This is a genomic window from Burkholderia sp. AW49-1, from assembly GCF_053427845.1.
In genome coordinates this window covers 19,400-44,677 of record NZ_JBSAXF010000025.1, presented here as the reverse complement: position 1 = coordinate 44,677, position 25,278 = coordinate 19,400, and the positions used below count along the sequence as shown (strand labels likewise).

Genomic DNA, 25,278 nt, shown 5'->3' with positions numbered 1-25,278 from the left:
CCGCGCGCCTTCGACACCGGCCGGCGAGCCGTCGTTTGCCGAGCGCGCAACCTGCGCGACACGGCACCCCGGCGAATATCTCAAAAACGGGGCACGGACGAACCGGCGATTTCATCATAGTAGTATGAAATACGCTAAGAAATTGCGCGCACTACGGTCCTTTATTCGAATAATCCTTCCCGTCGCGCGCTCGCGCACCTAGTCGGCGCAGGCCTTGCCGGCCATCGGCTCGGCCGGATCGTCGGTCGACAGACGCCGCACCCGCGCGACCGGAAACGCCTCCGGCTGCCCCAGCATGGGCTGCCCCAGCACGGGCTGCCCCAGCATCCGCTCCAGCTGGCCGCGCACGCGCTCCCACGCCGGCGCCACATAGTCGGGCTGGCTCGCCGCCCATGTCTGCGCGAGATCGAACACGCGCTCGATCGTTGCGCCGCAATACGTGAGGCCCGCGCCGTCATCCTGCCCGGCGCCGCGCAGCTGTTCGTCGAGCGATTCGGCCAGCCACGGCATCTCGGCCGCCGCCGAATCGGCATACGCCTCCAGCGCGGCACGCGCGTGGCGATCCTGTTGCGGGTCGAGCTCGATCCGGCTCAACCCCGCCGCGCGGGCGGGCGCGATGCATTCCGCTGCGGACGGACTTCGAATGGTCCCTGGTCTGAAGGACATGTCCTCTCCCCGTTTGTACGACGGTAGCGTCAGGCATGGCCCCCGTGCCAGCCTCGTATGACATACCGTGGCCGATGCATCCGTCCGAGACGGACGACCGGCCGGGTCAGTATACGCAGCCGCCCGTGCGACGAGGTTTAAGAATTGTCAGAGGTGAGCGCTTTCCAATGGAACATGAGCCTGGGCGGGTGCCGCGAGCGGCGCGTGATGCGGGCCGTCAGCGGCGGCGCATCAGGAACACGAACGTCTTGTCCTGGGTCGTCACTTCGACGATCTCGTTACCCGTCTGCTTCGCGAACGCGGCGAAATCGCGCTGCGAGCCCGGATCGGTCGCGAGCACCTTGAGGATCTGCCCGCTCTCCATATCGGCGAGCGCTTTCTTGGCGCGCAGGATCGGCAACGGGCAATTGAGCCCGCGCGCATCCACTTCCTTGTGAATCTGCATCGGCTGTCGACCTTCGAATGACGCGCCACACGGGCGCGGGAGGAAGCGGCGATTTTACCGCAGCGCGCCCGCCCTCGCCCGTCAGGCGCCCGTGAAACCGCCCGCGAGCCGCTCGCGCAGGTGCCGCACGAGCGCGCGCACCGCGCTCGGCACGACCGGGCTGTACGGCCGGATCGCGAAGATGTGGTCGCCGAACGCGCCCGACGGTCGCCAGCCGTCGAGCAGCGCGACGAGGCGGCCGGCGTCGAGATCGCGGCGCGCGCTGAAATCCGGCAGCAGCGCGATGCCGAGCCCGCCGAGCGCGGCCTCGCGCATCGCCTCGCTGTTGTTCGCCGCGAAGCTGCCGCGCACGGGCACACTCACGCGCTGGCGCCGGCGGCCGTCCGGCTCGAAGCTCCAGGCCGCCGGTTCGTTGTCGCGCAGGTAGCACAGGCAGCTGTGGTCGACGAGTTCGCTCGGGTGGCGGGGCGTGCCCCGCGCGTCAAGGTAGTCCCGGCTCGCGACGAGCAACGAACGCGTGTCGCACAGCTTCCACGCGACGTGGGTTTGCGGCGCGGTCGTCGTATGGCGGATCGCGAGGTCGAAACCTTCCTGCGTCAGCGAGTGCAGCAGGTCGGAGAGGTCGAGTTCGATATGCACGCCCGGATGCTGCCGCAGGAAATCGGGCAAGTGCGGCACGATCTGCTGTCGCCCCAGCGCGACGGGCGCCGTCACGCGCAGCAGCCCGCGCGGTTCCCCGGCCAGGTCCTTCACGCGCGCGAAATGCTGGCCGATCGATTCGAACGCGTCGCGCGTGCTGTCGACCAGCGTCTGCCCCGCATCGGTGAGCCGCACGCTGCGCGTCGTGCGCCGCACCAGCGGCACGCCGGCCGCCTTCTCGAGATCGGCGATACGCTGGCTCATCGCGGCCTTGCTGATGCCGAGCCGCTGCGCGGCGGCGGTGAAACTGCCTGCCGCCGCCAGCACCGTCAGCGAATGGATGTGCGGCCAGAGCGCCTGGACATTTTGCTGATTCATTCGCTGATTATTCAGAATTCTGAACAGTGAATCAAGCTGAGCGGCCTTCTCCCGCCCCGCCGCTTTGCCTAGACTAGGTTCCGTCCACCCCCATCCTCAGGAGACACGATGAACCCGGTTCCCGCCTACACGTCCGACACCGACGTCGGCCACTATGTCGACGGCGCGCCCGTTGCCGGCCGCAGCGGCCGCTTCCAGGACGTCCTCAATCCGGCGCTCGGCCGCGCGGTGCGCCGCGTCGCGCTCGCCGGCGACCACGAGGTGCAGCAGGCCGTCGCGTCCGCCTACGCCGCGTTCCCGGCCTGGGCCGCCACGCCGCCGATCCGCCGCGCACGCGTGCTGCACCGCTTCCTGCAGCTGATGAACGAACACCGCGACACGCTCGCGGCGATCATCACGGCTGAGCACGGCAAGGTGTTCTCCGACGCGCAGGGCGAAGTCGCGCGCGGCATCGACATCATCGAATTCGCATGCGGCGTGCCGCAACTGCTGAAGGGCGACTTTACCGACCAGGTCAGCACCGGCATCGACAACTGGACGATGCGCCAGCCGCTCGGCGTCGTCGCCGGGATCACGCCGTTCAACTTCCCGTGCATGGTGCCGTGCTGGATGTTCCCGGTCGCGCTCGCGACGGGCAACACGTTCGTGCTGAAGCCGAGCGAACGCGACCCGTCGGCGGCGCTGTTCATGGCCGACCTGCTCACGCAGGCCGGCCTGCCCGCCGGCGTGTTCAACGTCGTGCAGGGCGACAAGGGCGCGGTCGACGCGCTGCTCGACCATCCGGACGTGCAGGCCGTCAGCTTCGTCGGCTCGACGCCGATCGCGGCCTACGTGCAGCAGCGCGCGGTGCAGTCGGGCAAGCGCGTGCAGGCGCTCGGCGGCGCGAAGAACCACCTCGTCGTGATGCCCGACGCGAACATCGAGCAGGCGGTCGACGCGCTGATCGGCGCCGCGTACGGCTCGGCGGGCGAACGCTGCATGGCGATCAGCGTCGCGGTGCTGGTCGGCGACGTGGCCGACAAGATCGTGCCGGCGGTCGCCGAGCGCGCACGCAAGCTGGTGATCGGCGACGGGATGTCGCCGGAAGTCGAGATGGGTCCGATCGTCACCGGCGAAGCGCTCAAGCGCATCGAAGGCTATATCGAGCAAGGCGTCAGCGAAGGCGCGCAGCTGGTGGTCGACGGGCGCGGGCTGCGCGTGCCGGGCCGCGAGGCGGGCTTCTTCACCGGCGGCACGCTGTTCGATCATGTGACGCCCGACATGCGCATCTACAAGGAAGAAATCTTCGGGCCCGTGCTCGGCTGCGTACGCGTGAAGGACTTCGGCGAAGCGGTCGACCTGATCAACGCGCACGAGTTCGGCAACGGCGTGTCGTGCTTCACGAGCGACGGCGGCATCGCACGCGAATTCGCGCGGCGCATCCACGTCGGCATGGTCGGCATCAACGTGCCGATCCCGGTGCCGATGGCATGGCACGGCTTCGGCGGCTGGAAGAAGAGCCTGTTCGGCGACATGCATGCATACGGCGAGGAAGGCGTGCGCTTCTACACGCGCCAGAAGTCGGTGATGCAGCGCTGGTCGTCGAGCATCGGCAAGGGCGCGGAGTTCGCGATGCCGACCGCGAAGTAAGCACGGCGGTATGTGACCGCCCGCAGGATGTGCCCGCGGGCGGCACGCATGCGGAAGGCCGGCGTCAGCTGGCCTTCGTGTCGTGCGCGCCGTCGGCGGTCGGCAGGTACGACAACTCGAGCCGATATGCGAGCGCCACGAACAGGCTCTGCGCGAGGCCCATCGTCGCGGTCAGCGCACGGAATCCGAACGTCGCGCTGTCCTGCACCATCAGCGTCACCTCCGCCTCCCGCGCCAGCGGGCTCATCCGGCTGTCGGTGATCGCGATCAGGCGCGCGCCGCGCTGCACGGCCTGCTGCGCGACCTGCACCGTCTCGTCCGCATACGGCATGAACGAGATCACGATCATCACGTCGCCCTCGCGCACCGACCGGATCTGTCCGAGATGCATGCTGCCGAGCGCGCTGAACAGGCCGATGCGCTTGTCGGTGTGCTGCAGCGCGTAGTCGAGATAGACGGCGATCGGAAACGCGCGGCGCGAGCCGGCGATCCAGATTGCCTGCGTGTCGGCGAGCAGGTCGACGGCCTGTGCGAGCGCCTGCGGGTCGAGCGTCTGCCGCAACTGCTGCATCCCGGCAATGCTGCCCTTGATGAATTCGTCGGCAATCTGCTCGGGCTGCAGGCTCGACGAGCCCGATTCGATCACGTCGCGCAATCGCAGGTTGTACGCGCGGCCCGGCGCGATCTGCTGGGCCAGGCCCTCGCGGAACAATCTCTGCATCTCGGAGAAGCCGGAAAAGCCGAAATGCTTCGCGAACCGCACGACAGCCGACGGCTGGACCCCGCACGCCTCCGCGAGCGACTGGATGCCTTCCAGGCCAAGCTGGTCCCGATGCGTTTCCACGTGACGCGCGATCACCTTCAGGCGATTGCTGAGGCCGTCGTACTCCTGCGTCAGATGCTGCAGGAACTGCTCGACGGTGGCGGGAGGTTTCTCGGATGAACTCATCGGATAGCGCGAAGTTGACGGCCCCGATGCGCGCGCGATACCGACGCACGCCGCCCGGGACTCACCTGTACACATGCATGAAGGGCGAATTTAATCACGTTTGCGGCACGGACCGCGCCGCACGCTCGCTCCCACGCGCTCGATCATCACCTGCACACGCTCCACGGCGGTAATGGAAACGATTTTCCAACGCGCTCGCCGTGCCGTAAAGATTAGGGCGTCTACCGACGCGGACGCCGACACCCGCCGCCGCTGGCCGATGCCGCGCATCGGCCGTCCATGGCTCAACGATAGTCGACCCACACGCCGCCCGCATCGGCGGACCGCACGCAGTTCTCGACCCAGCGCACGCCTTCGACGCCCGCGTGGACGTCCGGAAAGCGGATCTGCTTCAATGCCTGCGCGTCGCCGCGGTCGGCCGCGTCCATCGCGAGCGCGAAACGCGCATACAGGTTCGACCACGCTTCGAACAGCCCTTCCGGATGCCCGGCGCCGATGCGGTCCTCGCGCAAGGCGTGCGGATGCAGATAGCCCATTCCGCGATCGAGCACCTGCGCGGGTTGCCCCTGGATTTCGTAGCGCAACTGGTTCGGATGTTCGTCCCACCATTCGACGCTCGCCTTCGAGCCGATCACGCGCACCTTCTGCCCGTGCATCGAACCCGCGTTCACCGCGCTCGACCAGACGTAGCCGATCGCGCCCGTGTCGTATTCCATGATCGTGAACGCGTTGTCCTCGAGCGGCGCGCGGCTCTTCACGAAGCTTTGCCGCGAGCACATCAGACGGCGGATCTTCAGCTCGGGCGCCATCACTTCCGAGATGTACAGCGGATGCGTGCCGATGTCGCCGAGCACGTAGCTCGGGCCCGCGAACTTCGGGTCGACGCGCCAGCGGGCGGCCGCGCTCGCGGCCTCGACGCCCTCGCTGTGGAAGCCGTGCGCGAACTGCATCTGCACGATGCGGATCTCGCCGAGATCGCCGCGCGCGATCATCTCGCGCGCCTGCTCGATCATCTGGTGACCTGAATAACCGTACGCGACGCCGACGATGCGGTTCTTCTCGACCGACAGCCGCTGCAGCGTCTCGGCCTCGTCGGTCGTAAAGCACAGCGGCTTCTCGCAGACCACGTGCAGCCCGGCGTTCAGCGCGGCGCGGCAGATCTCGAAGTGTGTGTTGTTGGGCGTCGCGATCGACACCGCGCGAATGCCGTCGGCACGCTTCGCCTCGGCCTCGAACATCGTCCGGTAGTCGGAATAGCAACGTTCGGCGTCGACGCCGAGCTTCACGCCGAACTGCCGGCCGCGCTCGGCATCGATGTCGAATGCGCCGGCGACCAGCCGGAAACTGCCGTCGCGCAACGCGGCCGACCGGTGGCTGTAGCCGATCTGGCTGCCTAGCCCGCCGCCGACCATGCCCCAGGGAATCGAATGTCCGAGCAGAATCTGTCCGTCGATCATGATTGTGTTGTTCCTGTTCGTGTTCAGTGTTCAGAATGTCGGGCCGAGGCCGATTACGCGAATCCGGCCGACGCGAGAAACGCGCGGCTCGCCGCGACGTCGCGCAGGCTCGTGCCGGCATTGCGCGGATCGCGCTCCTGTTCGATCGTGATGTAGCCCGCATAGCCGATGTCGTCGAGCGCGCGACGGATCGCACGGTAGTCGAGCACGCCGTTGCCGATCGGGCACATCACGCCGCGCGCGCACGCCGCGAAGAACGCGATGTGCTCGCCCATCACCGCGTGGTACACGGCCGCGTCGATATCCTTGAAATGCACGTAGTCGAGCCGCGCCGCGTGACGGCGCAGCCACGTCTCGGGATCCATCCCCGAGTAGTACAGGTGGCCGGTGTCGAGACAGAGGCCCACCGTATCGGCGGCGATATCGGCGACGATCCGGTCGATCTCGTCCGCGAACTCGATGTAGCCGCCCGCATGCGGATGGATCACCGCGCGCACGCCGAATTCGTCGCGCGCGATCGTCGCGATCTCGCGAATGTGATCGACCATGCGCGCCCAGCGCTCGTCGGACAGGCGCGGCGCACGATCGGCATGGCCGGCCGCGTAGTCGCGTTCGTCGTGCCCCCAGTCCATCACGACCAGGTACGGCGCCGCATGGCGCTGACCCGGCTGCGTCGGCAGCTTCGGCAAGCGCGAGATCAGCGCGCAAATCTCGCGTGTCTGGCGCAGCAGGTTCGGCAGATTCTCCGGCGACACCAGGTCGTCGAAGATCGTGCCGGCGGTGATGCTCAAGCGCTGCCGTTCGAGCTCGGCGCTCACCACGTCGAGCTCGAGCGGGATGTAGCCGTACGGGCCGAGCTCGATGCCCGAATAGCCGGCCTCCGCAGCTTCGGCGAGCACGCGCCGCCACGGCGGCAGGTGCGGGTTCTTCACATCGTCGACGCCCCAGCAGCAGGGCGCGCAGCCAATCTTCATCGTCATGTCGGTCGGTTCATCAGGAAAGCGGCGCGCGGCCGCGAGCGTGGCCGCATGAACACGCGGCCCGGTATCAGCTTGTTCAGCCGGTTCAGCCGCGATAAAACGTCGGACGTTCGGCCATCGCGATCGGCTCGACCACCCCGCTCTGCTGCGCGCGCACGCACGCATCGGCCGCGACCGCCGCCGCATAGCCGTCCCATGCGGACGGGCCGGTCAGCGCGCCCTGTCGCACGCCGTCGATGAACGCCTGCAGCTCGACGTCGTACGACGCGATGAAGCGCTCCTTCCAGTCGGTCATGATCTCGACCGACTGCCGCGCCGCATGCTTGAGCCCGACCGCGGGCGGATCGGGCAGCTTCGCGATGCCGTTCTCGCCGACCACCTCGCACTGGATGTCATAGCCGTACTGGCAATTGACGAAGATCTCGACGTCGATGCGCACGCCGCTCGCGGTTTCGAGCAGCACGATTTGCGGATCGGCGAGATGCGCGCTCGCATGACGCGTCTTCTTCGGGTAGACGACCTGTGCGCTCGCGTAGTCCTCGCCGAGCAGCCAGCGCAGCACGTCGAGCTCGTGGATCAGCGTGTCGGTGATCGCCATGTCGGTCGTATAGCGCTCGCCGACCGACTGGTTGCGATGCGCGCAATGCAGCATCAGCGGCGCGCCGATCTCGCCGCCGTCGATCACGCGCTTCAGCGCGCGATAGCCTTCGTCGTACGGCCGCATGAAGCCGACCTGCACGAGCCGCTTGCCGTGCGCGACCTCGGCCTCGACGATGCGCATGCAACCGTCGGCCGTCACCGCGAGCGGCTTCTCGCAGAAGACCGGCTTGCCGTGCGCGATCGCGTCGAGCACGAACGCTTCGTGCGTCGGCCCCCACGACGTGACGAGCACGGCCTGCACGTCGGCGGCCGCGACCACCTCGTGGCCGTCGCCGTAGATTTCCGCGTCGAGCCCGTACTTCGTCACCGCTTCGCGCGCCTGCAGCGGATCGATGTCGTTGACGGCCACCACGCGCGCGCCGGACAGCGTGCGTGTGAGCCTGCGGATATGGTCCTGGCCGATCGCGCCGCAGCCGATCACGCCGATTTGCAAGGTCATCCGGATATCTCCAGTCGTTCGTTCGTCAACGGCGCGGCCCGTGCCGCGCCGGTCAGCATTGGTTCCAGGCGGGTCAGCGTGCGGTCGCCCGTTCGAAATGGCGCTCGACGTAGCGCCGGATCGTGTCGCGCATGTAGCGCGACGATGCTTCCGCGCGGTCCTCCCACGCGAACACGCACGACGACATCACGCCGTCGAAACCGGCGCTGCCGAGTGCGCCGAAAAACATGTCCCAGTCGATCTCGCCCTGCCCGATGTCGAGATGCTGGTGCACGCGGACCTGGTTCGAGCCCGGCGGGTTCACGATGTAGCGTAGCTGGCTGCTCTTGCGGTGATCGAAGGTGTCGGCCACGCGCACGTGCGCGAGAATCGGCGCGGCCGCCGCGATCATCGCCGCCATGTCGTCGCCGTAGTAGAACGTGTGCGGCGCGATGTACGACAGTTTCAGCGATGGCGAGCCGATGTTCGTGACGATGTCGATCGCCGGCTGCAGCTGCTCGATCCAGTCCTCCGGATGCGGCTCGACCGACAGCACGATGCGTTCGCGCTCGAGGATCGGCAGCAGCTCGTCCATCGAACGGAACCACGCGGCTTCGCACAGCTCCTTCGGGTTCGCGCCCGGCCGTTCGCCGACCGAGCGCTCCGGCGACGCGCCACGCCCGAATTCGGACACCATCAGCGGGCATTCCATCTCGAGCGCGACCTCGATCGCCTTCTTCCAGCAGCGCACGGCCCACTGCCGCTCGTCGTCGAACGGGCTGGCCCAGCGGTACATCGGCTGCAGCGACGCGAGGCCCACGCCGCTTGCGCGCAACGCGTGCCGGAACGCGGCCATGCGCTCGCGCGTCGCGCGCGGCATCACCCACCAGTCGAGAAAGTCGCTGCGCGGCGACAGCTCGATCTGGTCGTAGCCGAGCTCGGCGACGGCGTGCGGCAGCCGGTCGAGCGGCAGGTGGCGAATCATGTAGGGATCCAGAGCGATCTTCATCTTCTTCCCGGAAGGTTGCGTATTCGGCCGTGGCGGATCAGCGCCGCGACTTCTTGTTGCGATACTGGTCGGCGATCACGGCCGCGACGATGATCGCGCCCTTGACCATCTCCTGGTAATACGCGTCGATCCGGATGAACGTGAAGCCCGACGTCATCACGCCGAGGATCAGCACGCCGATCACGGTGCCCGTCACGCGCCCGAGACCGCCCGACAGCGACGTGCCGCCGATCACGACGGCCGCGATCGCGTCGAGCTCGTACATCACGCCCATGCCCGACTGGCCGGAGATCGCACGCGCGGCCGTCACGGTGCCCGCGATCCCGCTCAGCAGGCCCGCGATCGCATAGACGAACACCAGGTGGCGCGTCACGTTGATGCCCGACACGACGGCCGCGTGGCGGTTCGCGCCGATCGCATACGTGTACTTGCCGAAGCGCGTGTAGCGCAGCACGACGTGGAAGATCGCCGCCACCACGACGAAGATGATCACCGGGTTCGCGCCCGCGCCGATCGCCGCGAACTGGTCGGTCAGCATCGACACCGGCATCCCGTTGGTGAACCACTTTGCGAAGCCGCGCGCGGCAACCATCGTGCCGAGCGTCGCGATGAACGGCGGGATCCCCGTCAGCGCGATCAGCGAGCCGTTCAGGAGGCCGACCAGCAGGCCGACGCACACGCCGGCCAGCACCGGCCAGATCACCGGCAGGTCGGTCAGGTGCGGGAACACCGCGCGCGGAAAATCGGACACCTGTGCGAGGCTGGCCGACACGACGGCCGCCGCGGCGACGACCGACCCCGACGACAGGTCGATCCCGCTGGTGATGATCACGAGGTTCACGCCAACCGCGATGATGCCGATCACGGCCATCTGCAACACGATGATCTCGAGCCGCTCCGCGTTGAACAGGAAGCTCTGGCCGACGACGAGCCAGCCGATCACCTCGAAGAACAGGCTGATGCCCACCAGCACGAGGAAGATGCTCAGTTCGGGCGGCCACTTCGCGTGCCGCGTCTTGATCGTCATGGACTGCGCGTCCGCGACCGGGTTCAGGTTGCCCATTTCAGTTGTCTCCATGCTTGTTGCGGCTCAGCGCGACGCCAGGTCCATGATGCGGACCTGGTCGGCGTCCTTGCGCTCGACGATGCCGGTCATCCGGCCTTCGTGCATCACCATCACGCGGTCGCTCATGCCGAGCACTTCCGGCATTTCCGACGAGATCATCAGAACCGCGACGCCCTTGGCGGCGAGCGCGCTGACGAGCCGGTGGATCTCGGCCTTCGCGCCGACGTCGATCCCGCGCGTCGGCTCGTCGAGGATCAGGATGCGCGGTTGCGTCAGCAACCATCTGCCGATCAGCACCTTCTGCTGGTTGCCGCCCGACAGGTTCTGGATTTCCTCGTGCAGCCCCGGCGTCTTCACGCGCAGCATCCGGCTCATTTCCTCGCAGTCGCGCTTCAACTGCGCCTGCCGCACGAAATTGAACTTCACGTAGCGGTTGCTGAGCACCGCCGTTTCCATGTTCGCGAGGAGGTCGAGATTCAGGAAGCAGCCGGTGTCCTTGCGGTCCTCGGTGAGGAACGCCATCCCGTGCTTCATCGCCTGCGCGGGCGTGGAAATTCGCACCGGCTTGCCGTCGATCCGGATCTCGCCCGAGGTGGCCGGCACGACGCCGAACAGCGCCTCCGCGACGTTCGAGCGCCCCGAGCCGACGAGGCCCGCGACGCCGAGAATCTCGCCCGCGCGCAGCTCGAAGCTGACGTCGCGGAACACACCGTCGACGCCGAGGTTCTTCACGGCCAGCACGACGTCGCCGATCGGCACCTCCTCCTTCGGAAACATCTGCGTGATCTCGCGGCCGACCATCATCCGGATGATGTCGTCGCGCGTGACGTCGGTCGACGCATGCGTGCCGATGTACTTGCCGTCGCGGAACACCGAGAACTCGTCGGCAATTTCGAACAGCTCGTTCATCTTGTGCGTGATGTAGACGATGCCCTTGCCCTGCTCGCGCAGCTGGCGAATGATCCGGAACAGGTGCGTGACCTCCTTGTCGGTCAGCGCGGAGGTCGGCTCGTCCATGATCAGCACGTCCGAGTCGAACGACACCGCCTTCGCGATCTCGACCATCTGGCGGCTCGCGACCGTCAGCGTGCGCACGTCGGCTTCGGGGTCGATGTCGATCGACAGCCGCTCGAACAGCGCGGCGGTGCGGCGGCGCAGCTCGGCGTGATCGATCAGGCCGAAGCGGTTCTTCGGTTCGCGGCGGATCCAGATGTTCTCCGCGACCGTCATGTACGGCATCAGGTTGAGTTCCTGGTGGATCATCGCGATCCCGCGATCGAGCGCGTCGAGCGGACCGCTCAGCACGACCGGCTCGCCGTTGATCAGGATCTCGCCCTGGTCGGGCGTGTAGACGCCGGCGATGATCTTCATCAGCGTCGACTTGCCGGCGCCGTTCTCGCCCATCAGCGCATGCACGGTGCCGCGGCGCACGCGGAACTGCACGCCGTCGAGCGCGACGACGCCGGGAAACGACTTGCCGACGCCGCGCACCTCGAGCAGGCAATCGTCGACGGACGCACCGGACGAACCCGACGCGGCGAACGAGGCGGCCGGCGCGCTTTCGCTGGCCATCGAGCGCGCCATCCTGGCTGTAAACATGGACGTTCCTCGAAAGTCACACGCGAACCCGGACGCGCCGGGCTCGCGCAGTTCAGCGGAAAAACCGGTCAGTGCTTCGCGTACTGGTTCATGTTCTCCGGCGTGACGAGCTCGAACGGCACGTTCACGTAGCGGTCGACCGGCTGCTTCTTCGCGAGCTTCAGCGCGGTCGCGACGGCCTGCGCACCCTGCCCGGCCGCGTTCTGGTACACGGACACCTTCAGGTCGCCGCTCTTCATCGCCGCGAGCCCGTCCGGCGTCGCGTCGATGCCTGCGACGACCGTCCTCGGCGTCAGCTTGCGCGCGGCCTTCAGCGCGTTGATCGCGCCGATCGCCATTTCGTCGTTGTTCGAGATGATCGCGTCGAACTTCGTGCCGGAGCTCAGCCAGTTCATCGTGATGTCCTGGCCTTGCGTGCGGCTCCACTTGCCTTCGCGCTTGTCGACGATCTTCATGCCGGAACAGTCCCTGGTCGCGATCACGTCCTCGATGTCCTTGGTGCGCGCACGCGCCGACTCGTTGGACAGCTCGCCCATCAGCACGAGAATGTCGCCCTTGCCGCCGAGCAGCTTGCACACCTGGCGCGCCTGCAGCGTGCCCGACTGCTTCTCGTCGGACGCGACCACCGCGACGCCGGCCGGCAGCTTGTCGAAATCGACCGGCTTGCGGTTCACGTAGACGAGCGGAATCTTCGCGGCGGCCACCATCTTCGTGATCTTCGGCGTCGCGTCGGTATCGACCGGATTCACGATGATCGCGTCGACCTTCTGCGCGATCATGTTCTGGACCTGGCTCAACTGCTTGCCGACGTCGTTGCCGCCGTCCTCGATCTGCACGGTCGCGCCGTCCTTCTTCGCGGAATCGGCGATGCTGTTGCGCAGGATCGTCAGGAACGTGTCGTCGAACGATGCCATCGTCACGCCGATCTTCTCGGCATGCGCGAGCGGCATGGCCAGGATCGCGGCGGCCGCGGCGGCCATCAGCTTGGTCTTCATGATCACTCTGTCTCCTCATCTCCGGGGGCGGAAAACGGCGCGTTGCGCGCCGCCGGGCCGAGTCCGATAACGGACTGAAGCATCCGGATGAAACTGTAGATCACTTCGTCGAAAATTTGGAAATTTATTTCTACGTGATTTCACCTAGGGAACTAGATTTCCAAAAAGTCTAGACTCCGTTCCGTAGCCCGAGTCGTTGCGGCAGGCGCATTCGCGTCGTGTCGCGACATGCGACGAAGATCCGTCGCTGGATCGGTCCCCAATCCGCCGGCAAGGTCGAACGCCGGCCGCGAGCGTGATACGTGATATGAGCCCGTTGAACTTTCCGACTGACCGCCCCATCGATCTCGCCTGCCTCGGCCGCGTCGCCGTGGACCTTTACGCGCAACAGTACGGCAGCCGCCTGGAAGACGCGCGCAGCTTCCAGATGTATCTCGGCGGCTCGTCGGGCAACGTCGCGTTCGGCGTCGCCCGGCTCGGACTGAAGACCGCGATGATCTCGCGCGTCGGCGACGAGCAGATGGGCCGCTTCGTGCGCGAGACGCTCGAGCGCGAAGGCTGCGACACGAGCCAGCTGCAGACGGATCCGGAACGGCTGACCGCGCTGGTGCTGCTCGGTCTGAAGGATCGCGACACGTTCCCGCTGCTGTTCGTGCGCGAGAACTGCGCGGACATGGCCGTGCGCGCCGACGAGATCCGCGAGGACTTCATCGCCGGTTGCCGCGCGCTCGCGATCACCGGCACCCATCTGTCGACGCCGGGCACCCGCGAGGCATCGCTGACCGCGCTCGGCTACGCGCGCCGCCACGGTGTCGTGCGCATTCTCGACATCGACTACCGGCCAGTGCTGTGGGGGCTGACACCGCGCGGCGCGGGCGAGAACCGCTACGTGCCGGACGCGCAGGTCACGCGGCAGCTGCAGCAGGTGCTCGGCGAGTTCGACCTGCTGGTCGGCACCGAGGAGGAATTCCTGATCGCGGGCGGCGTGCCGCACGACCTGATCGCATCGCTGCAAGCCGTGCGTCGTGCGAGCGGCGCGGCGCTGGTGGTCAAGCGCGGTGCGCTCGGCTGCTGCGTGATCGAGGGCGACATCCCCGCGCGCATCGAGGATGCACCGACCTTCCACGGCGAACGCGTCGAAGTGCTGAACGTGCTCGGCGCGGGCGACGCGTTCCTGTCCGGGCTGCTGTCCGGGCTGCTGCGCGGGCGCGACTGGGCGGAATCGACGCGCATCGCGAACGCGTGCGGCGCGATCGTCGTGTCGCGCCACGCGTGTTCCGCCGCGATGCCGACGCCGGCCGAACTCGCGCACTGGTTCGGCGGCAGCCGCAATCCGCGGGTGGACGCCGATCGCACGCTCGCGCACCTGCATCGCGTGACGGTGCCGCGCCGCGAATGGGACGACCTGTGCGTGATGGCATTCGACCATCGCAGCCAGTTCTACGAACTCGCGGTGCAGGCCGGCGCGGACGAGGCGCGGATCAAGACGCTGAAGCGCCTGCTCGTGCGCGCGGCCGAACAGGTCGAACGCGATCGCCATATCGAAGGCCATGTCGGCGTGCTGATCGACGGCGGCGCGTACGGCAGCGAGGCGCTCGCGTCGGCCACCGGCCGCGGCTGGTGGGTCGGCCGCCCGGTCGAGCTGCCCGGCTCGCGGCCGCTGTGCTTCGACGATACGCGCTCGGTCGGCTCGTCGCTCACGCACTGGCCGACCGAGCAGGTCGTGAAGTGTCTCGTCCACTACCACCCCGACGACGACGTCGACCTGCGCGTCGCACAGGAGCAGCGCGTGCTGGAGCTGTGGGAAGCCACGCGCGCGAGCGGCAACGAGCTGCTGCTGGAAATCATTCCGCCGCGCGCGGTCACGCCGGCCGGCACCGAGGACGATGCGGTGCTGCGCACGGTCGCGCGCTTCTACAACCTCGGCGTGATGCCCGAGTGGTGGAAGCTCGCGCCGATGAGCGCCGACGGCTGGGCGCGGCTCGAAACGCTCGTAGCCGAGCGCGATCCGTACTGCCGTGGCGCGGTGATCCTCGGGCTGAACCAGCCGCTGCAGTACCTCGTCGACAGCTTCCGCTCGGCCACCAACCCGATCGTCAAGGGCTTCATGGTCGGCCGTACGCTGTGGGCCGACGCGTCCCTGCACTGGCTCGCCGGCCGGATCGACGACCAGGCGCTGATCGACGAAGTCGCCGGCAATTTCGCGCAGCTGGTCGACGCCTGGCTCGGCCGCCGTGCCGCCGCACGCGCCGAGGCAGCAGCCTGATGCAGATATCCGTGATGACCACCCGACCCCTCCTGATCGACAGACGATGACCACCACCGTGAGACTGACCGTCAGCCAGGCGCTCGTGCGCTACCTGGCCGCCCTGCGCGCCGAAGTCGTCCAGCCGGACGGCCGCACCGAAATCCTGCCGTACTGCGGCGGCGTGTTCGCGATTTTCGGGCACGGCAACGTGGCCGGGCTCGGCGAGGCGCTGCACGCCGAAAAGGACCGGCTGCCGACGTTCCGCGCGCACAACGAGCAAGGCATGGCGAATGCGGCCGTCGCGTTCGCGAAAGCGAATTTCCGCCAGCGGATGATGGCCGCGACGTCGAGCATCGGCCCCGGCGCGACCAACATGCTGACCTCCGCCGCGCTCGCGCACGTCGGCCGGCTGCCGCTGTTGCTGCTGCCCGGCGACGTGTTCGTGTCGCGGTTGCCCGACCCGGTGCTGCAGCAGGTCGAGGATTTCGAACAGGGCGACGTCAGCGCGAACGACTGCTTCCGGCCGGTGACGCGCTACTTCGACCGGATCACGTCGCCGGAACAGTTGCTCGTCGCGCTGCCGCGGGCGATCCAGGTGATGACCGACCCCGCGCAGTGCGGGCCCGTGTGCCTCGCGCTGCCGCAGGACGTGCAGACCTTCGCGTACGACTGGCCGGAAGATTTCTTCGCGCCGCCGGTGATCCGGATGCGCCGGCCACCCGCCGACGCGCTCGAACTCGCGGACGCGCTGGACGTGCTGAAGGCCGCGAAGAAGCCGCTGATCGTCGCCGGCGGCGGCGTGCTGTACAGCCAGGCATGGGACGCGCTGCGCACGTTCGCCGACACGCACGGTGTGCCGGTCGCCGAATCGCAGGCCGGCAAGGGCAGCCTCGCGTGGGACCATCCGCTGAACCTCGGCTCGATCGGCGTGACGGGCTCGCCCGCCGCGAATCGCGCGGCCGCGCAGGCCGACGTGGTGTTCGCGGTCGGCACGCGCCTGCAGGACTTCACGACCGGCTCGCACGCGCTGTTCGGCAGCGCGACGCTGCTGAGCCTGAACGTGCAACCGTTCGACGCGGGCAAGAAACGCGGCCGGCAATTGATCGCCGACGCGCGCACCGGCCTCGGCCAGCTGTCGGCCGCGCTCGCGGGCTGGCAGGCGGATGCGGCGTGGACCGCCGCGAACCGCGACCAGGCCGCCGCGTGGAACGCGCGCGTGACCGAGCTGACCACGCGCGTGCCGAAGGACACGCTGCCGTACGACGCGGAAGTGATCGGCGCGGTGCGCGACTCCGCGGCCGATGCGGGGCGCGACAGCGCGCGCGACGATCTCGTCGTGTGCGCGGCCGGCACGCTGCCCGCCGAGCTGCACAAGCTGTGGCGCAGCGGCGTGCCGGGCAACTATCACATGGACTACGCGTACTCGTGCATGGGCTACGAGGTCGCGGGCGGCCTCGGCGCGAAGCTCGCGCGGCCCGAGCGCGAAGTGATCGTGATCGTCGGCGACGGCTCGTACATGATGCTCAACGCTGAACTCGCGACGTCCGTGATGCTCGGCCGCAAGATCATCGTCGTGATCCTCGACAACCGCGGCTACGGCTGCATCGAGCGGCTGCAACTGAACTGCGGCGGCGCGAGCTTCAACAACATGCTCGACGACTGTGTGCCCGAGGGCGGCGAACGCTCGACGATCGACTTCGCGATGCATGCGCGCGCGATGGGCGCCGAAGCCGTGCACGTGCGCGACGTCGGCGAGCTGCGCAGCGAAATGAAGCGTGCGCGCGCGGCGAAGACGAGCCAGGTCATCGTGATCGACACGACGCACGAGCGCACGACCGCGGACGGCGGCGCATGGTGGGACGTCGCGGTGCCGCAGGTGTCCGCACGCGCCGGCGTCGGCGATGCGCATCGCGCGTATCTCGACGCGAAGACCCGGCAGCGGCATTGACACGCGTTCCATTTCAATCCTGCGCGTCGCGACAACAACATTCGAACCAAGGAAGCAAGTCATGAGCTGGAACGTTCGCATCGGTATCAATCCCCTGTCGTGGATGAACGACGACCTGCCGTCGCTCGGCGGCGAGACGCCGCTCGAGACGGCGCTGAAGGAAGGCGCCGAAATCGGCTATGCGGGCTTCGAGCTCGGCAACAAGTTTCCGAAAACGGGCCCCGAGCTGAAGGCGAAGCTCGCCGAATTCGGGCTCGTATGCGTGTCGGGCTGGTATTCCGGCTTCCTTGCGGAAGTCGAACCCGGCATGAGCGATGCCGATGCGCTCGCCGCCGAAATCGAGCGCTGCCGCGCGCACATGACGAAGCTGCAGTTCAACGACGTGAAGGTCGTGGTGTACGGCGAATGCGCGGGCACGATCCAGGGCAGCATCGACACGCCGGTCGCGAAGCGGCCGCGTTTCGTCGACGATGAAACCTGGCGACGCTATGCGGCACGCCTCGACGCATTCGGCGCGCACCTGCTCGAGACCTACGGGATCAAGCTCGCCTACCATCACCACATGGGCGCATACGTCGAATCGCCCGCCGACGTCGACCGGCTGATGGCGCTGACCGATCCGGCGAAGGTGTTCCTGCTGTTCGACACCGGCCACGCGTATTTCGGCGGCGCGGCCGATCCGGTCGCACTGCTGACGAAACACGTGTCGCGCGTCGTGCACGTGCACTGCAAGGACGTGCGGCCGCAGGTCGTCACGCAGGCGCGCAACGGCGGCTGGAGCTTCCTGAACGGCGTGATCAACGGCACCTTCACGGTGCCGGGAGACGGCGCGCTCGATTACGAAGCGACGCTGCGCACGCTGAAGGACGCCGGCTACGAAGGCTGGCTCGTGGTCGAGGCCGAGCAGGACCCGGCCGTCGCGCCGAGCTATCAGTATGCGAAGAAGGGCTACGAATCGCTGCGCGCGATCGTCGACCGGTTGAGCGCGTAAGCCCTGTCACCCCGCTGTCACCCCATTGCGGAGCCCCGTTCCATGACGATTTCTCCCCTGCTGGTCAAGGCATCCGCCGACCGCGAAATCTGCAACGTGACGCCCGAATCGGCCGGCTGGAAACACGTCGGCTTTCGCGCGCTGCGCCTGAAGGCCGGCGACACCGAAACGCTCGATACCGGCGCGCGCGAACTGTGCGTCGTCGTGCTCACGGGCACGCTGCGCGCGCAAGTCGACGGCGAGACCTACGATGCGCTCGGCAAGCGCGACAGCGTGTTCGAGGAAGTATCACCGGATGCGCTGTACGTGCCGGGCGGCAAGACCGTCACGCTCGTCGCGACGCGCGATGCGGAAGTCGCGCTGTGCACCGCGCCTTACGCAAGCGGCGACAAGCGCGTGCAACGCCTCGACGGCGAACGGATGCGGCGCGCGGTGCGCGGGCAAGGCACCAACACGCGCTACGTGTGCGACATCCTGATGGGCGACAACCCGGCCGCCGACCGGCTGCTCGTCGTCGAAGTGATCACGCCCGCGAGCCACTCGAGCAGCTATCCGCCGCACAAGCACGATCGCGACGCGGCGCCGGATGAAACGTCGCTCGAGGAAACCTATTACCACCGGATCGATCCGCCGCAGGGTTTCGCGTTTCAGCGCGTGTACACGGACGACCGCAGTCTCGACGAGGCGTGCGCGGTCGAGAACCACGACGTGGTGATGGTGCCGCGCGGCTATCACCCGGTGGTCGCGCCGCATGGCTACAACCTCTATTACCTGAACGTGATGGCCGGGCCGAGCCGCGCGTGGGCGTTCAAGAACGACCCCGCGCACGAGTGGATGCTCGACGCGGCACCCGGGCGCTGACGGCATCGATGCGCTGAACGATCGACGGCTGGCGCGCGAGATGCAGGACGAGAACGCGTGCGTGAACCGGATTTGCGACGACACGGAACTGCCATGGCGACCACCTTCCCCCGCTTCGCACCCTCGCCCTTCAGCGACACCGCGTCGACTCCGATGCTGTCGCACTTCGATGCCGACGTCGCGCGCCGGCTCGGCGACATCGCCGTCAATCTCGCGGTGCGCCGCGGGCTGCCGATCGCGGTCGGCATCGTCGGCGAATTCGCGCCGCTGTTCTATTGCGCGCTGGACGGCAGCCGCGCGAACGACAGCGACGCGATCCGCCGACGACAGAACACGGTGTTCCGTTTCGGCATCAGTTCGCTCGAGGTCGGCGCGCGCTTTCGTCGCGCCGGCTGGTCGTTGCAGTCGCAGGGTTTGTCGGACGTCGACTATGCGCTCGACGGCGGCGGCGTGCCGTTGCGGCTCGCCGGCGGCGGCATCGTCGGCGCGATGACGATCGCAGGGCTCGACGACGCATGCGATCACGCACTCGTCGTCGAAAGCCTGCGCTGGCATGTCGGCGCGAACGCGCTCGCGATGAGCGCGTAGCCTCGCGCGCCGACTCGCGCGGTCAGTGCAGCCCGCCGCTCGCGACGAGGCGCTCACCGGTCAGCCAGCGGGAGTCGTCCGATGCGAGGAACACGGCGACCGACGCGATGTCGTCCGGCTCGCCGAGGCGGCCGAGCGGCGTTTCGCTGCGCACCTGCTTCTCGAGATCCGAACCGATGATGCCCGCGCTGTGCGTGCCTTCGGTCACGATCATGCCCGGGTTGATCGCGTTCACGCGGATCCTGCGCGGGCCCAGCTCGAGTGCGAGCACGCCGGTGATCGCGTCGACGGCGCCCTTCGTGCCGCTGTATACGGCGCTCGCGGGCGGCGTGATGCTCGTCACCACCGAGCTGATGTTGATGATGCTCGCGCCTTCGCCGAGATGCTTGACGGCGGCCTGCGTGGTCAGCAGCACGCCGAACACGTTCGTGTCGAATTGCCGGCGGTAGTGCTCTTCGGTGATCGCCTCGATCGGCGCGAATTCGTACACGCCGGAATTGTTGACCAGCACGTCGAGACGGCCATAGGTCTCGATCGCGGTGTCGACGATGCGCTGTGCGTCCGCTGCCTTCGACACGTCGCCGCCGACCGCGACCGCGCGGCCGCCCGCCTCGACGATCGCGCTCACGACCGCATCGGCACCGGCCTTGCTGCTCGCGTAGTTGACCACGACCGACGCGCCTTCGGCGGCCAGCGCCTTCGCGATCGCGGCACCGATCCCCTTGGACCCGCCCGTGACGATCGCTACCTTGCTTGCCAGCTTGCTCATGATTTCATTCCTCAATCGGAAGACTTTCGATGGATGGGTGCCGATCGCGCCTGTCGCGGCGCACACCAGCCTTGCTGGCAATCTTGGCGGTTCGCGCGGCGGCGATAAAGCGGCTCGACGCGAATTGACTGGCGGAGTTATCCGAACAATCGGCGGACGGACGGTCAGCCGGCACTCAACCATGCACTGACGACATCGGCGCCGAGCCCGTCGAGCAGGCCGTCGTGAACGATCCGACCGCGCCCCATCACCGCGACGCGCCGCGCGAGCCGCGGCGCGAGCTGCAGCCGCTGCTCGATCAGCAGGATCGCGACGCCGTCGGCCTGCAGCGCGGCGAGACACGCGCCGACCTCGTCGACCGCGAGCGGCGCGAGCCCTTCGGCCGGTTCGTCGACGATCAGCACGCGCGGGCAGCCGGCGAGCGCGCGCACCAGCGCGAGCACCTGCTGCTCGCCGCCCGACAGCCGTCCGGCCTTCACGTCCGCCCGCGCGGCCAGCAGCGGAAAGCGCGCGAGCAACCGGTCGAGCGCCTGGCGTTCGGCCGCGCCGTGCACGCCGCGCAGCCCGAGCCGCAGGTTGTCGCGCACGCTCAGCAGCGGAAACACGTCACGGCTTTCAGCGACGTAAGCGACACCGCGCCGCGCGATCTCGAACGTGCGCGCGCCCGCGCATTCGGCGCCGGCGACGCGCACCGAGCCCGCAGCGCGGACGAGCCCCATCACGGCCTTCGCAAGCGTCGAGCGTCCCGAGCCGTTGCGGCCGAGCAGCGCGAGTGTCTCGCCCGGCGCGAGCGCGAGATCGACGCCGTCGAGCACGGGCTGCATCCCGTACCACGCGCGCAGGCCGCGAATGTCGAGCAGCACGCTCATGCGCCCTCGCCAAGATAGGCGGCGCGCACGGCCGCGTCCGCGCGGATCGCGTCGGGCACGCCGGTCGCGACCACCGCGCCGCGCACGAGCACCGTGATGCGCTCGGCGAAGCCGAACACCGCGTCCATGTCGTGCTCGATCATCAGCACCGTGCGGCCCTGCGTCGTCGCACGAATCAGCGCGATCATCCGCGCCGCCTGATCGCGGTTCATGCCGGCCGTCGGTTCGTCGAGCAGCAGCGTGCGCGCGCCGCTCGCGAGCGCGATGCCGAGATCGAGCGCGCGCTGTTCCGCATAGCCGAGTTCGCCGGCCGGCGTGTCGCGCCGCGCATCGAGACCGATGTCGCTCAGCACGCGCGCGGCCGCGCGATCGACCGACGCGGATTCGCACAGACGGTTCCACCAGCGCCGCCGCTCGGCCGGCGCATGCAGCGCCGCGCAGCGCAGGTTGTCGAACACGCTCAATCGCGCGAACGCGCTCGTCTGCTGGAAACTGCGGCCGATGCCGAGCCGGCTCGCCACCACCGGCCCGCGCCCGCGCAGCTCGACGCCGTGCAGCATGACGCGCCCGCGCGTCGGCCGCGTCGCGCCGGCGATCACCCCGAACAGCGTCGACTTGCCCGCGCCGTTCGGCCCGATCAGCGCATGACGCTCGCCGGCCGGGACGTTCAGCTCGATGCCGTCGAGCACGGTCTGTGCACCGAAGCGCTGCACGATCCCGTGCAGCGCGATCGCGTTACCGTTCATCGCCTGTCCTCCCGCTTGCCGTGCCCGTGGTCCTGGAACCGTGCGCGCCAGCCCCACAGCAACGTGCCGATGCCGGCCGCCGAGCATGCGACGGCCCAGCCTGCCGGCGCATCGGCGTCGATACTCCATGCGCCGAACGCGATGCCCGCGCCGCCATCCTGGGCGAAGCGCCATGCATAGCCGAGTTCGGCTGCGCAGACGATCGCGACGACCCAGAACGCACATGCGCCGATGCCGCACAGCACGCGCCAGCGTTCGGCGGGAGGCGTGTCGCCGCGCGACGCACGCGCGAGCGTCTGCGCGATGCCCGCGATCCCGCGCGGCGCGGCGGCGACGACCGCGACGAACAGCACGCCGAGATACAGCGCCCATGCGCGCGACACGCCCGCGACGACGACGCTCAGTGCAGTCAACACCACCGCGCCGGCCGCCGGCCCGAAGAACGTGCCGGTGCCGCCGATCACCGCAGCAATCAGCACGGTCGCCGATCGCGCCATCGACACGCTGTCGGGCGTGGCGATCTCTATGTCGATCAGCGTCAGCGTGCCGGCAATGCCCGCGAAGAACGACGCGCAGGTCACCATTGCGAGCCGCACGTGACGCGGCTCGGTGCCGAGCGCGGCAACGCGCGCCGGGTTGTCGCGCACCGCGTTCGCGAGCCGCGCGAGCGGCGTGCGCGTCAGCGCGTGCATCGCGATCGCAGAGACGATGCACCATGCGGCAATCACGGCATAGGCCTGCGTTTCCGCGCCGAAATGCCAGCCGCCCAACGGCGTGCCGCTCGCGCGGTCGATCGGTACGCCGCCGAGGCCGCCGAACCACGCGGGCACGCTCCACGCCGCGGCCGCGACGCACTCGCCGAGGCCGAGCGTGATCATTGCGAATACGGTGCCCGCGCGGCGTGTCGCCAGCAGGCCCGCGACGAACCCGAAGCCCGCGCCGGCCACCCCGCCGACGAGCGGCAACAGCGGCAGCGGGCCACCGACATGATTGAACCAATGCGCGGCGGCGAATGCGCCAAGGCCCGCGAACGCAGCATGACCGAACGACAGCAGCCCCGTCGTGCCGAGCTGCAGGTTGTACGACAGCGCGAGCACGACGAGCGCGGCCGTCTGTGCGAGATAGCCGAGCACCGCGCCCTGCGGCCACAGCCACGCCGGCAGGATCAGGCACGCGGCGAACATCACCCAGCGCAATGCGCCGGCCCGTGCGCGGCTAGTCATCGACACGCTCGCCGAACAGTCCGCGCGGCCGAGCGACCAGCACCGCGACGAGCAGCAGGTACGGGACCAGCGGTGCGAGTTGCGCGATCGACACGGCAGCGACGCTGTCGGGCAGCGCGACGCCCGACCATTGCGCGAGGTCGCGCAGCGACGTGTCGCTGGCCGCCGCGAAGGTCTGCGCGAAGCCGACCGCGAGCGACGCGACGAACGCGCCGCCGAGCGAGCCGAGCCCGCCGATCACGACGACCGCGAACACGATCGATCCGACGGTCTCGGCCAGCGCCGGTTCGATCACCGCGAGCGGCGCACCGATCACGCCGGCCAGCGCCGCGAGCGCGGTGCCCGCGCCGAACAGCCCCGTCATCACGCGCGGCACGTCGTGGCCGAGCGCCTCGACGGCCGCGCGGTGCGTGAGCGCGGCGCGCACGACGAGCCCGATGCGCGACGCGCGCAGCAGCACGCCGAGCGCGACCAGCATCGCCGTGGACATCGCCATCATGAAGAGCCGATAGCGCGGCAGCGCGAGGCCGAACACGGCCACGGGCGCACCGTCGAACAGCGGCGGCACCGGGGCCGGCAGCGGCGCGAGGCCCCAAAAAAGTTTCGCGCCCTCGCCGATCAGGTATGCGAGCCCGAAGGTCAGCAGCAGCTCGCTCGTGTGCCCGTGCGGCTGAACGCGGCGCAGCAGCCAGCGCTCGCAGCCGGCGCCGAGCAGCCCGACCGCGAGCGGCGCGAGCGCGAGCGCGGGCCAGAAACCCGCGCGGGCCGCGATGCTGTATCCGATGTATGCGCCGAGCATGTAGAAGCTCGAATGCGCGAAGTTGAGCACGCCCTGCACGCTGAAGATCAGCGTGAGGCCGGCCGACAGCATGAACAGCAGCAACCCGTAGCTGAGGCCGTTGAACGCCTGGAGCGCGAACGCGTGCACCGCCACGCGCCCGTCAGCCGGCGAGCGGTTCGAGCGCCGCGCGCAGCGCGTCGGGCAGCGGCACCGGGCGGCGCGTGCCGCGATCGACGTACACGTGCACGAAATGCCCCTGTGCGGCCGGCGCGGCCTCCCCTGCCGCGAACAGCCCGATCTCGTAGCGCACGCTCGACGTGCCGAGCTTCGCGACGCGCAGCCCCGCATCGACCGACTGCGGAAACACGAGCGGCGCGAAGTAGTTGCACTGCGTCTCGACCACGAGCCCGATCGTCTGCCCGTGCTCGACGTCGAGCACACCCGCGCGGATCAGGTATTCGTTCACGACGGTGTCGAAGTAGCTGTAGTACACGACGTTGTTCACGTGCCCGTAGACGTCGTTGTCCATCCAGCGGGTCGTGATCGGCAGGAAGTGGCGATAGGCGTCGCGCGAACGCGGCTGCGGCTTGTCGGACATGGTGATGGCGGTCAGGAGGAAGAAGACGAAGCGGACGGCGCGCGGTGGCCGTGCGAGACGGCACACCGACAAACGGCGGGTTGCCGCGTCGCGACCATGCGCGGCGCGGCGGATGACGTGCCGGGAGCGGCGCGGCCCGTCACTGCCCCGCTCGATCGACGAATTCGAAATCGAGGCCGCGCGCGCGCATCCAGTCGGCCAGCGCATAGCCTGTGCCGGCGCGCCACGGGCGCAGCAACGGCGGCTCGACGAGCCGGTATTCGAGCAGCTCCGGCGACAGCGCGACGGTGCCCGATGCGCGCACGTGGTACGCGATGATCAGCTCGTTCTTGCGGATGAATTCATAGACACCGACCAGCGTGACCTGCTCGGCCTTCAGCGCGGTTTCCTCGAACACCTCGCGCGCGATGCCGTCCTCGGGCGTCTCGCCGTTCTCGAGGAAACCGGTGATCAGCGCGAACATCCCCTCCGGCCAGGCCGCGTTGCGGGCGAGCAGGATCTTGCCGTCAAGCTCGACGATCGCCGCCACCACCGGCAGCGGGTTGTTCCAATGGACGTAGCCGCACTCGTCGTCCGGGCAGGCCTGGCGCACGCGCCCGCCCTCGTGTTCGGAATCGGCGCGCTCGGTCAGCGGACGCGCGCAGCGCGGGCAAAAACGGTATTCGGCGATGGTCATCGATGGGGATCTGGCAAGCGCCGACGGCGGCCGGCAAGCCGCCGCGCACGCCTGCCCGGCGCGGGAAAGGCTTCATTCTAGCGAGTTTGC

At 68.6% G+C, this 25,278-nt stretch carries 24 protein-coding genes; 6 read left to right on the top strand and 18 right to left on the bottom strand.

All coding sequences use genetic code 11. From position 1 onward, the window contains the following. Positions 1 to 198 precede the first annotated feature (198 nt). From ACV22W_RS27060 to ACV22W_RS27050, 3 genes are all read right to left on the bottom strand, one after another. Positions 199 to 666: a peptidase gene (locus tag ACV22W_RS27060; RefSeq protein ID WP_448022585.1), complete on the bottom strand. Its 468-nt coding sequence runs from the start codon at positions 664 to 666 to the stop codon at positions 199 to 201. A 217-nt stretch (positions 667 to 883) separates the two neighbouring features. Continuing rightward, the gene (locus ACV22W_RS27055) at positions 884 to 1,111 is read right to left on the bottom strand and encodes a sulfurtransferase TusA family protein (RefSeq protein WP_006753156.1); all 228 of its coding nucleotides are present in this window, start codon (positions 1,109 to 1,111) and stop codon (positions 884 to 886) included. A gap of 81 nt (positions 1,112 to 1,192) precedes the next feature. Next, positions 1,193 to 2,128, bottom strand: coding sequence for a LysR substrate-binding domain-containing protein (locus ACV22W_RS27050; protein WP_448022584.1), 936 nt, complete (start codon positions 2,126 to 2,128; stop codon positions 1,193 to 1,195). 108 nt (positions 2,129 to 2,236) lie between these two features. Here ACV22W_RS27050 and ACV22W_RS27045 point away from each other — a divergent pair, with 108 nt between their 5' ends. Continuing rightward, the gene (locus tag ACV22W_RS27045) at positions 2,237 to 3,757 is read left to right on the top strand and encodes a CoA-acylating methylmalonate-semialdehyde dehydrogenase (protein ID WP_448022583.1); all 1,521 of its coding nucleotides are present in this window, start codon (positions 2,237 to 2,239) and stop codon (positions 3,755 to 3,757) included. 64 nt (positions 3,758 to 3,821) lie between these two features. Here the strand turns inward: ACV22W_RS27045 and ACV22W_RS27040 are convergent, their stop codons facing one another. The 8 genes from ACV22W_RS27040 to ACV22W_RS27005 form a co-directional block, all read right to left on the bottom strand. After that, positions 3,822 to 4,706, bottom strand: coding sequence for a MurR/RpiR family transcriptional regulator (locus ACV22W_RS27040; RefSeq protein WP_448022582.1), 885 nt, complete (start codon positions 4,704 to 4,706; stop codon positions 3,822 to 3,824). Positions 4,707 to 4,990: 284 nt separating this feature from the next. Further along, positions 4,991 to 6,163, bottom strand: a complete 1,173-nt coding sequence (locus tag ACV22W_RS27035) for a Gfo/Idh/MocA family protein (protein WP_448022581.1) — start codon at positions 6,161 to 6,163, stop codon at positions 4,991 to 4,993. A gap of 53 nt (positions 6,164 to 6,216) precedes the next feature. Further along, positions 6,217 to 7,143, bottom strand: coding sequence for a TIM barrel protein (locus ACV22W_RS27030; RefSeq protein WP_448022580.1), 927 nt, complete (start codon positions 7,141 to 7,143; stop codon positions 6,217 to 6,219). An 85-nt stretch (positions 7,144 to 7,228) separates the two neighbouring features. Beyond that, positions 7,229 to 8,242, bottom strand: a complete 1,014-nt coding sequence (locus ACV22W_RS27025) for a Gfo/Idh/MocA family oxidoreductase (RefSeq protein WP_448022579.1) — start codon at positions 8,240 to 8,242, stop codon at positions 7,229 to 7,231. Positions 8,243 to 8,315: 73 nt separating this feature from the next. After that, positions 8,316 to 9,230, bottom strand: coding sequence for a sugar phosphate isomerase/epimerase family protein (locus tag ACV22W_RS27020; RefSeq protein WP_448022578.1), 915 nt, complete (start codon positions 9,228 to 9,230; stop codon positions 8,316 to 8,318). Between the two features lie 37 nt (positions 9,231 to 9,267). Further along, a complete protein-coding gene (locus ACV22W_RS27015) occupies positions 9,268 to 10,293 on the bottom strand; it encodes an ABC transporter permease (RefSeq protein ID WP_040143986.1) in 1,026 nt (341 codons plus the stop codon). A 27-nt stretch (positions 10,294 to 10,320) separates the two neighbouring features. Continuing rightward, the gene (locus ACV22W_RS27010) at positions 10,321 to 11,895 is read right to left on the bottom strand and encodes a sugar ABC transporter ATP-binding protein (protein WP_448022577.1); all 1,575 of its coding nucleotides are present in this window, start codon (positions 11,893 to 11,895) and stop codon (positions 10,321 to 10,323) included. A 68-nt stretch (positions 11,896 to 11,963) separates the two neighbouring features. Continuing rightward, complete coding sequence (locus ACV22W_RS27005; RefSeq protein ID WP_448022576.1) at positions 11,964 to 12,890, bottom strand: sugar ABC transporter substrate-binding protein; 927 nt, start codon at positions 12,888 to 12,890, stop codon at positions 11,964 to 11,966. A gap of 307 nt (positions 12,891 to 13,197) precedes the next feature. Here ACV22W_RS27005 and ACV22W_RS27000 point away from each other — a divergent pair, with 307 nt between their 5' ends. From ACV22W_RS27000 to ACV22W_RS26980, 5 genes are all read left to right on the top strand, one after another. Continuing rightward, positions 13,198 to 15,156, top strand: coding sequence for a bifunctional 5-dehydro-2-deoxygluconokinase/5-dehydro-2-deoxyphosphogluconate aldolase (locus ACV22W_RS27000; RefSeq protein ID WP_448022575.1), 1,959 nt, complete (start codon positions 13,198 to 13,200; stop codon positions 15,154 to 15,156). 46 nt (positions 15,157 to 15,202) lie between these two features. Continuing rightward, positions 15,203 to 17,086 carry a 3D-(3,5/4)-trihydroxycyclohexane-1,2-dione acylhydrolase (decyclizing) gene (gene iolD, locus ACV22W_RS26995; RefSeq protein ID WP_448022574.1) on the top strand — a complete coding sequence of 628 codons (1,884 nt, stop codon included), beginning with the start codon at positions 15,203 to 15,205 and terminating at the stop codon, positions 17,084 to 17,086. A 61-nt stretch (positions 17,087 to 17,147) separates the two neighbouring features. After that, positions 17,148 to 18,077, top strand: coding sequence for a myo-inosose-2 dehydratase (gene iolE, locus ACV22W_RS26990; protein ID WP_448022573.1), 930 nt, complete (start codon positions 17,148 to 17,150; stop codon positions 18,075 to 18,077). 42 nt (positions 18,078 to 18,119) lie between these two features. Continuing rightward, the gene (iolB, locus tag ACV22W_RS26985) at positions 18,120 to 18,938 is read left to right on the top strand and encodes a 5-deoxy-glucuronate isomerase (protein ID WP_448022572.1); all 819 of its coding nucleotides are present in this window, start codon (positions 18,120 to 18,122) and stop codon (positions 18,936 to 18,938) included. A 93-nt stretch (positions 18,939 to 19,031) separates the two neighbouring features. Continuing rightward, positions 19,032 to 19,526, top strand: a complete 495-nt coding sequence (locus tag ACV22W_RS26980; protein ID WP_448022571.1) for a heme-degrading domain-containing protein — start codon at positions 19,032 to 19,034, stop codon at positions 19,524 to 19,526. A 22-nt stretch (positions 19,527 to 19,548) separates the two neighbouring features. On the opposite strand, the gene ACV22W_RS26975 is transcribed toward ACV22W_RS26980, so the two are convergent. The 7 genes from ACV22W_RS26975 to ACV22W_RS26945 all read right to left on the bottom strand — a co-directional run bounded on the left by ACV22W_RS26975 (position 19,549) and on the right by ACV22W_RS26945 (position 25,188). Further along, complete coding sequence (locus ACV22W_RS26975; protein ID WP_448022570.1) at positions 19,549 to 20,295, bottom strand: glucose 1-dehydrogenase; 747 nt, start codon at positions 20,293 to 20,295, stop codon at positions 19,549 to 19,551. A 164-nt stretch (positions 20,296 to 20,459) separates the two neighbouring features. Continuing rightward, positions 20,460 to 21,164, bottom strand: a complete 705-nt coding sequence (locus tag ACV22W_RS26970) for an ABC transporter ATP-binding protein (protein WP_448022569.1) — start codon at positions 21,162 to 21,164, stop codon at positions 20,460 to 20,462. After that, positions 21,161 to 21,910: an ABC transporter ATP-binding protein gene (locus ACV22W_RS26965; protein ID WP_448022568.1), complete on the bottom strand. Its 750-nt coding sequence runs from the start codon at positions 21,908 to 21,910 to the stop codon at positions 21,161 to 21,163. Before ACV22W_RS26965 ends, ACV22W_RS26970 begins: the two co-directional genes overlap by 4 nt. Beyond that, positions 21,907 to 23,133: a branched-chain amino acid ABC transporter permease gene (locus ACV22W_RS26960; RefSeq protein WP_448022567.1), complete on the bottom strand. Its 1,227-nt coding sequence runs from the start codon at positions 23,131 to 23,133 to the stop codon at positions 21,907 to 21,909. The genes ACV22W_RS26965 and ACV22W_RS26960 overlap by 4 nt, the downstream gene beginning before the upstream one ends. After that, a complete protein-coding gene (locus tag ACV22W_RS26955; protein WP_448022608.1) occupies positions 23,126 to 24,061 on the bottom strand; it encodes a branched-chain amino acid ABC transporter permease in 936 nt (311 codons plus the stop codon). The genes ACV22W_RS26960 and ACV22W_RS26955 overlap by 8 nt, the downstream gene beginning before the upstream one ends. A gap of 13 nt (positions 24,062 to 24,074) precedes the next feature. Continuing rightward, entirely contained in the window at positions 24,075 to 24,512 is a 438-nt protein-coding gene (locus ACV22W_RS26950) for an acyl-CoA thioesterase (RefSeq protein WP_059606502.1), read from the bottom strand. Positions 24,513 to 24,651: 139 nt separating this feature from the next. Next, the gene (locus ACV22W_RS26945) at positions 24,652 to 25,188 is read right to left on the bottom strand and encodes an NUDIX domain-containing protein (RefSeq protein WP_448022566.1); all 537 of its coding nucleotides are present in this window, start codon (positions 25,186 to 25,188) and stop codon (positions 24,652 to 24,654) included. Between the last annotated feature and the right edge of the window lie 90 nt (positions 25,189 to 25,278).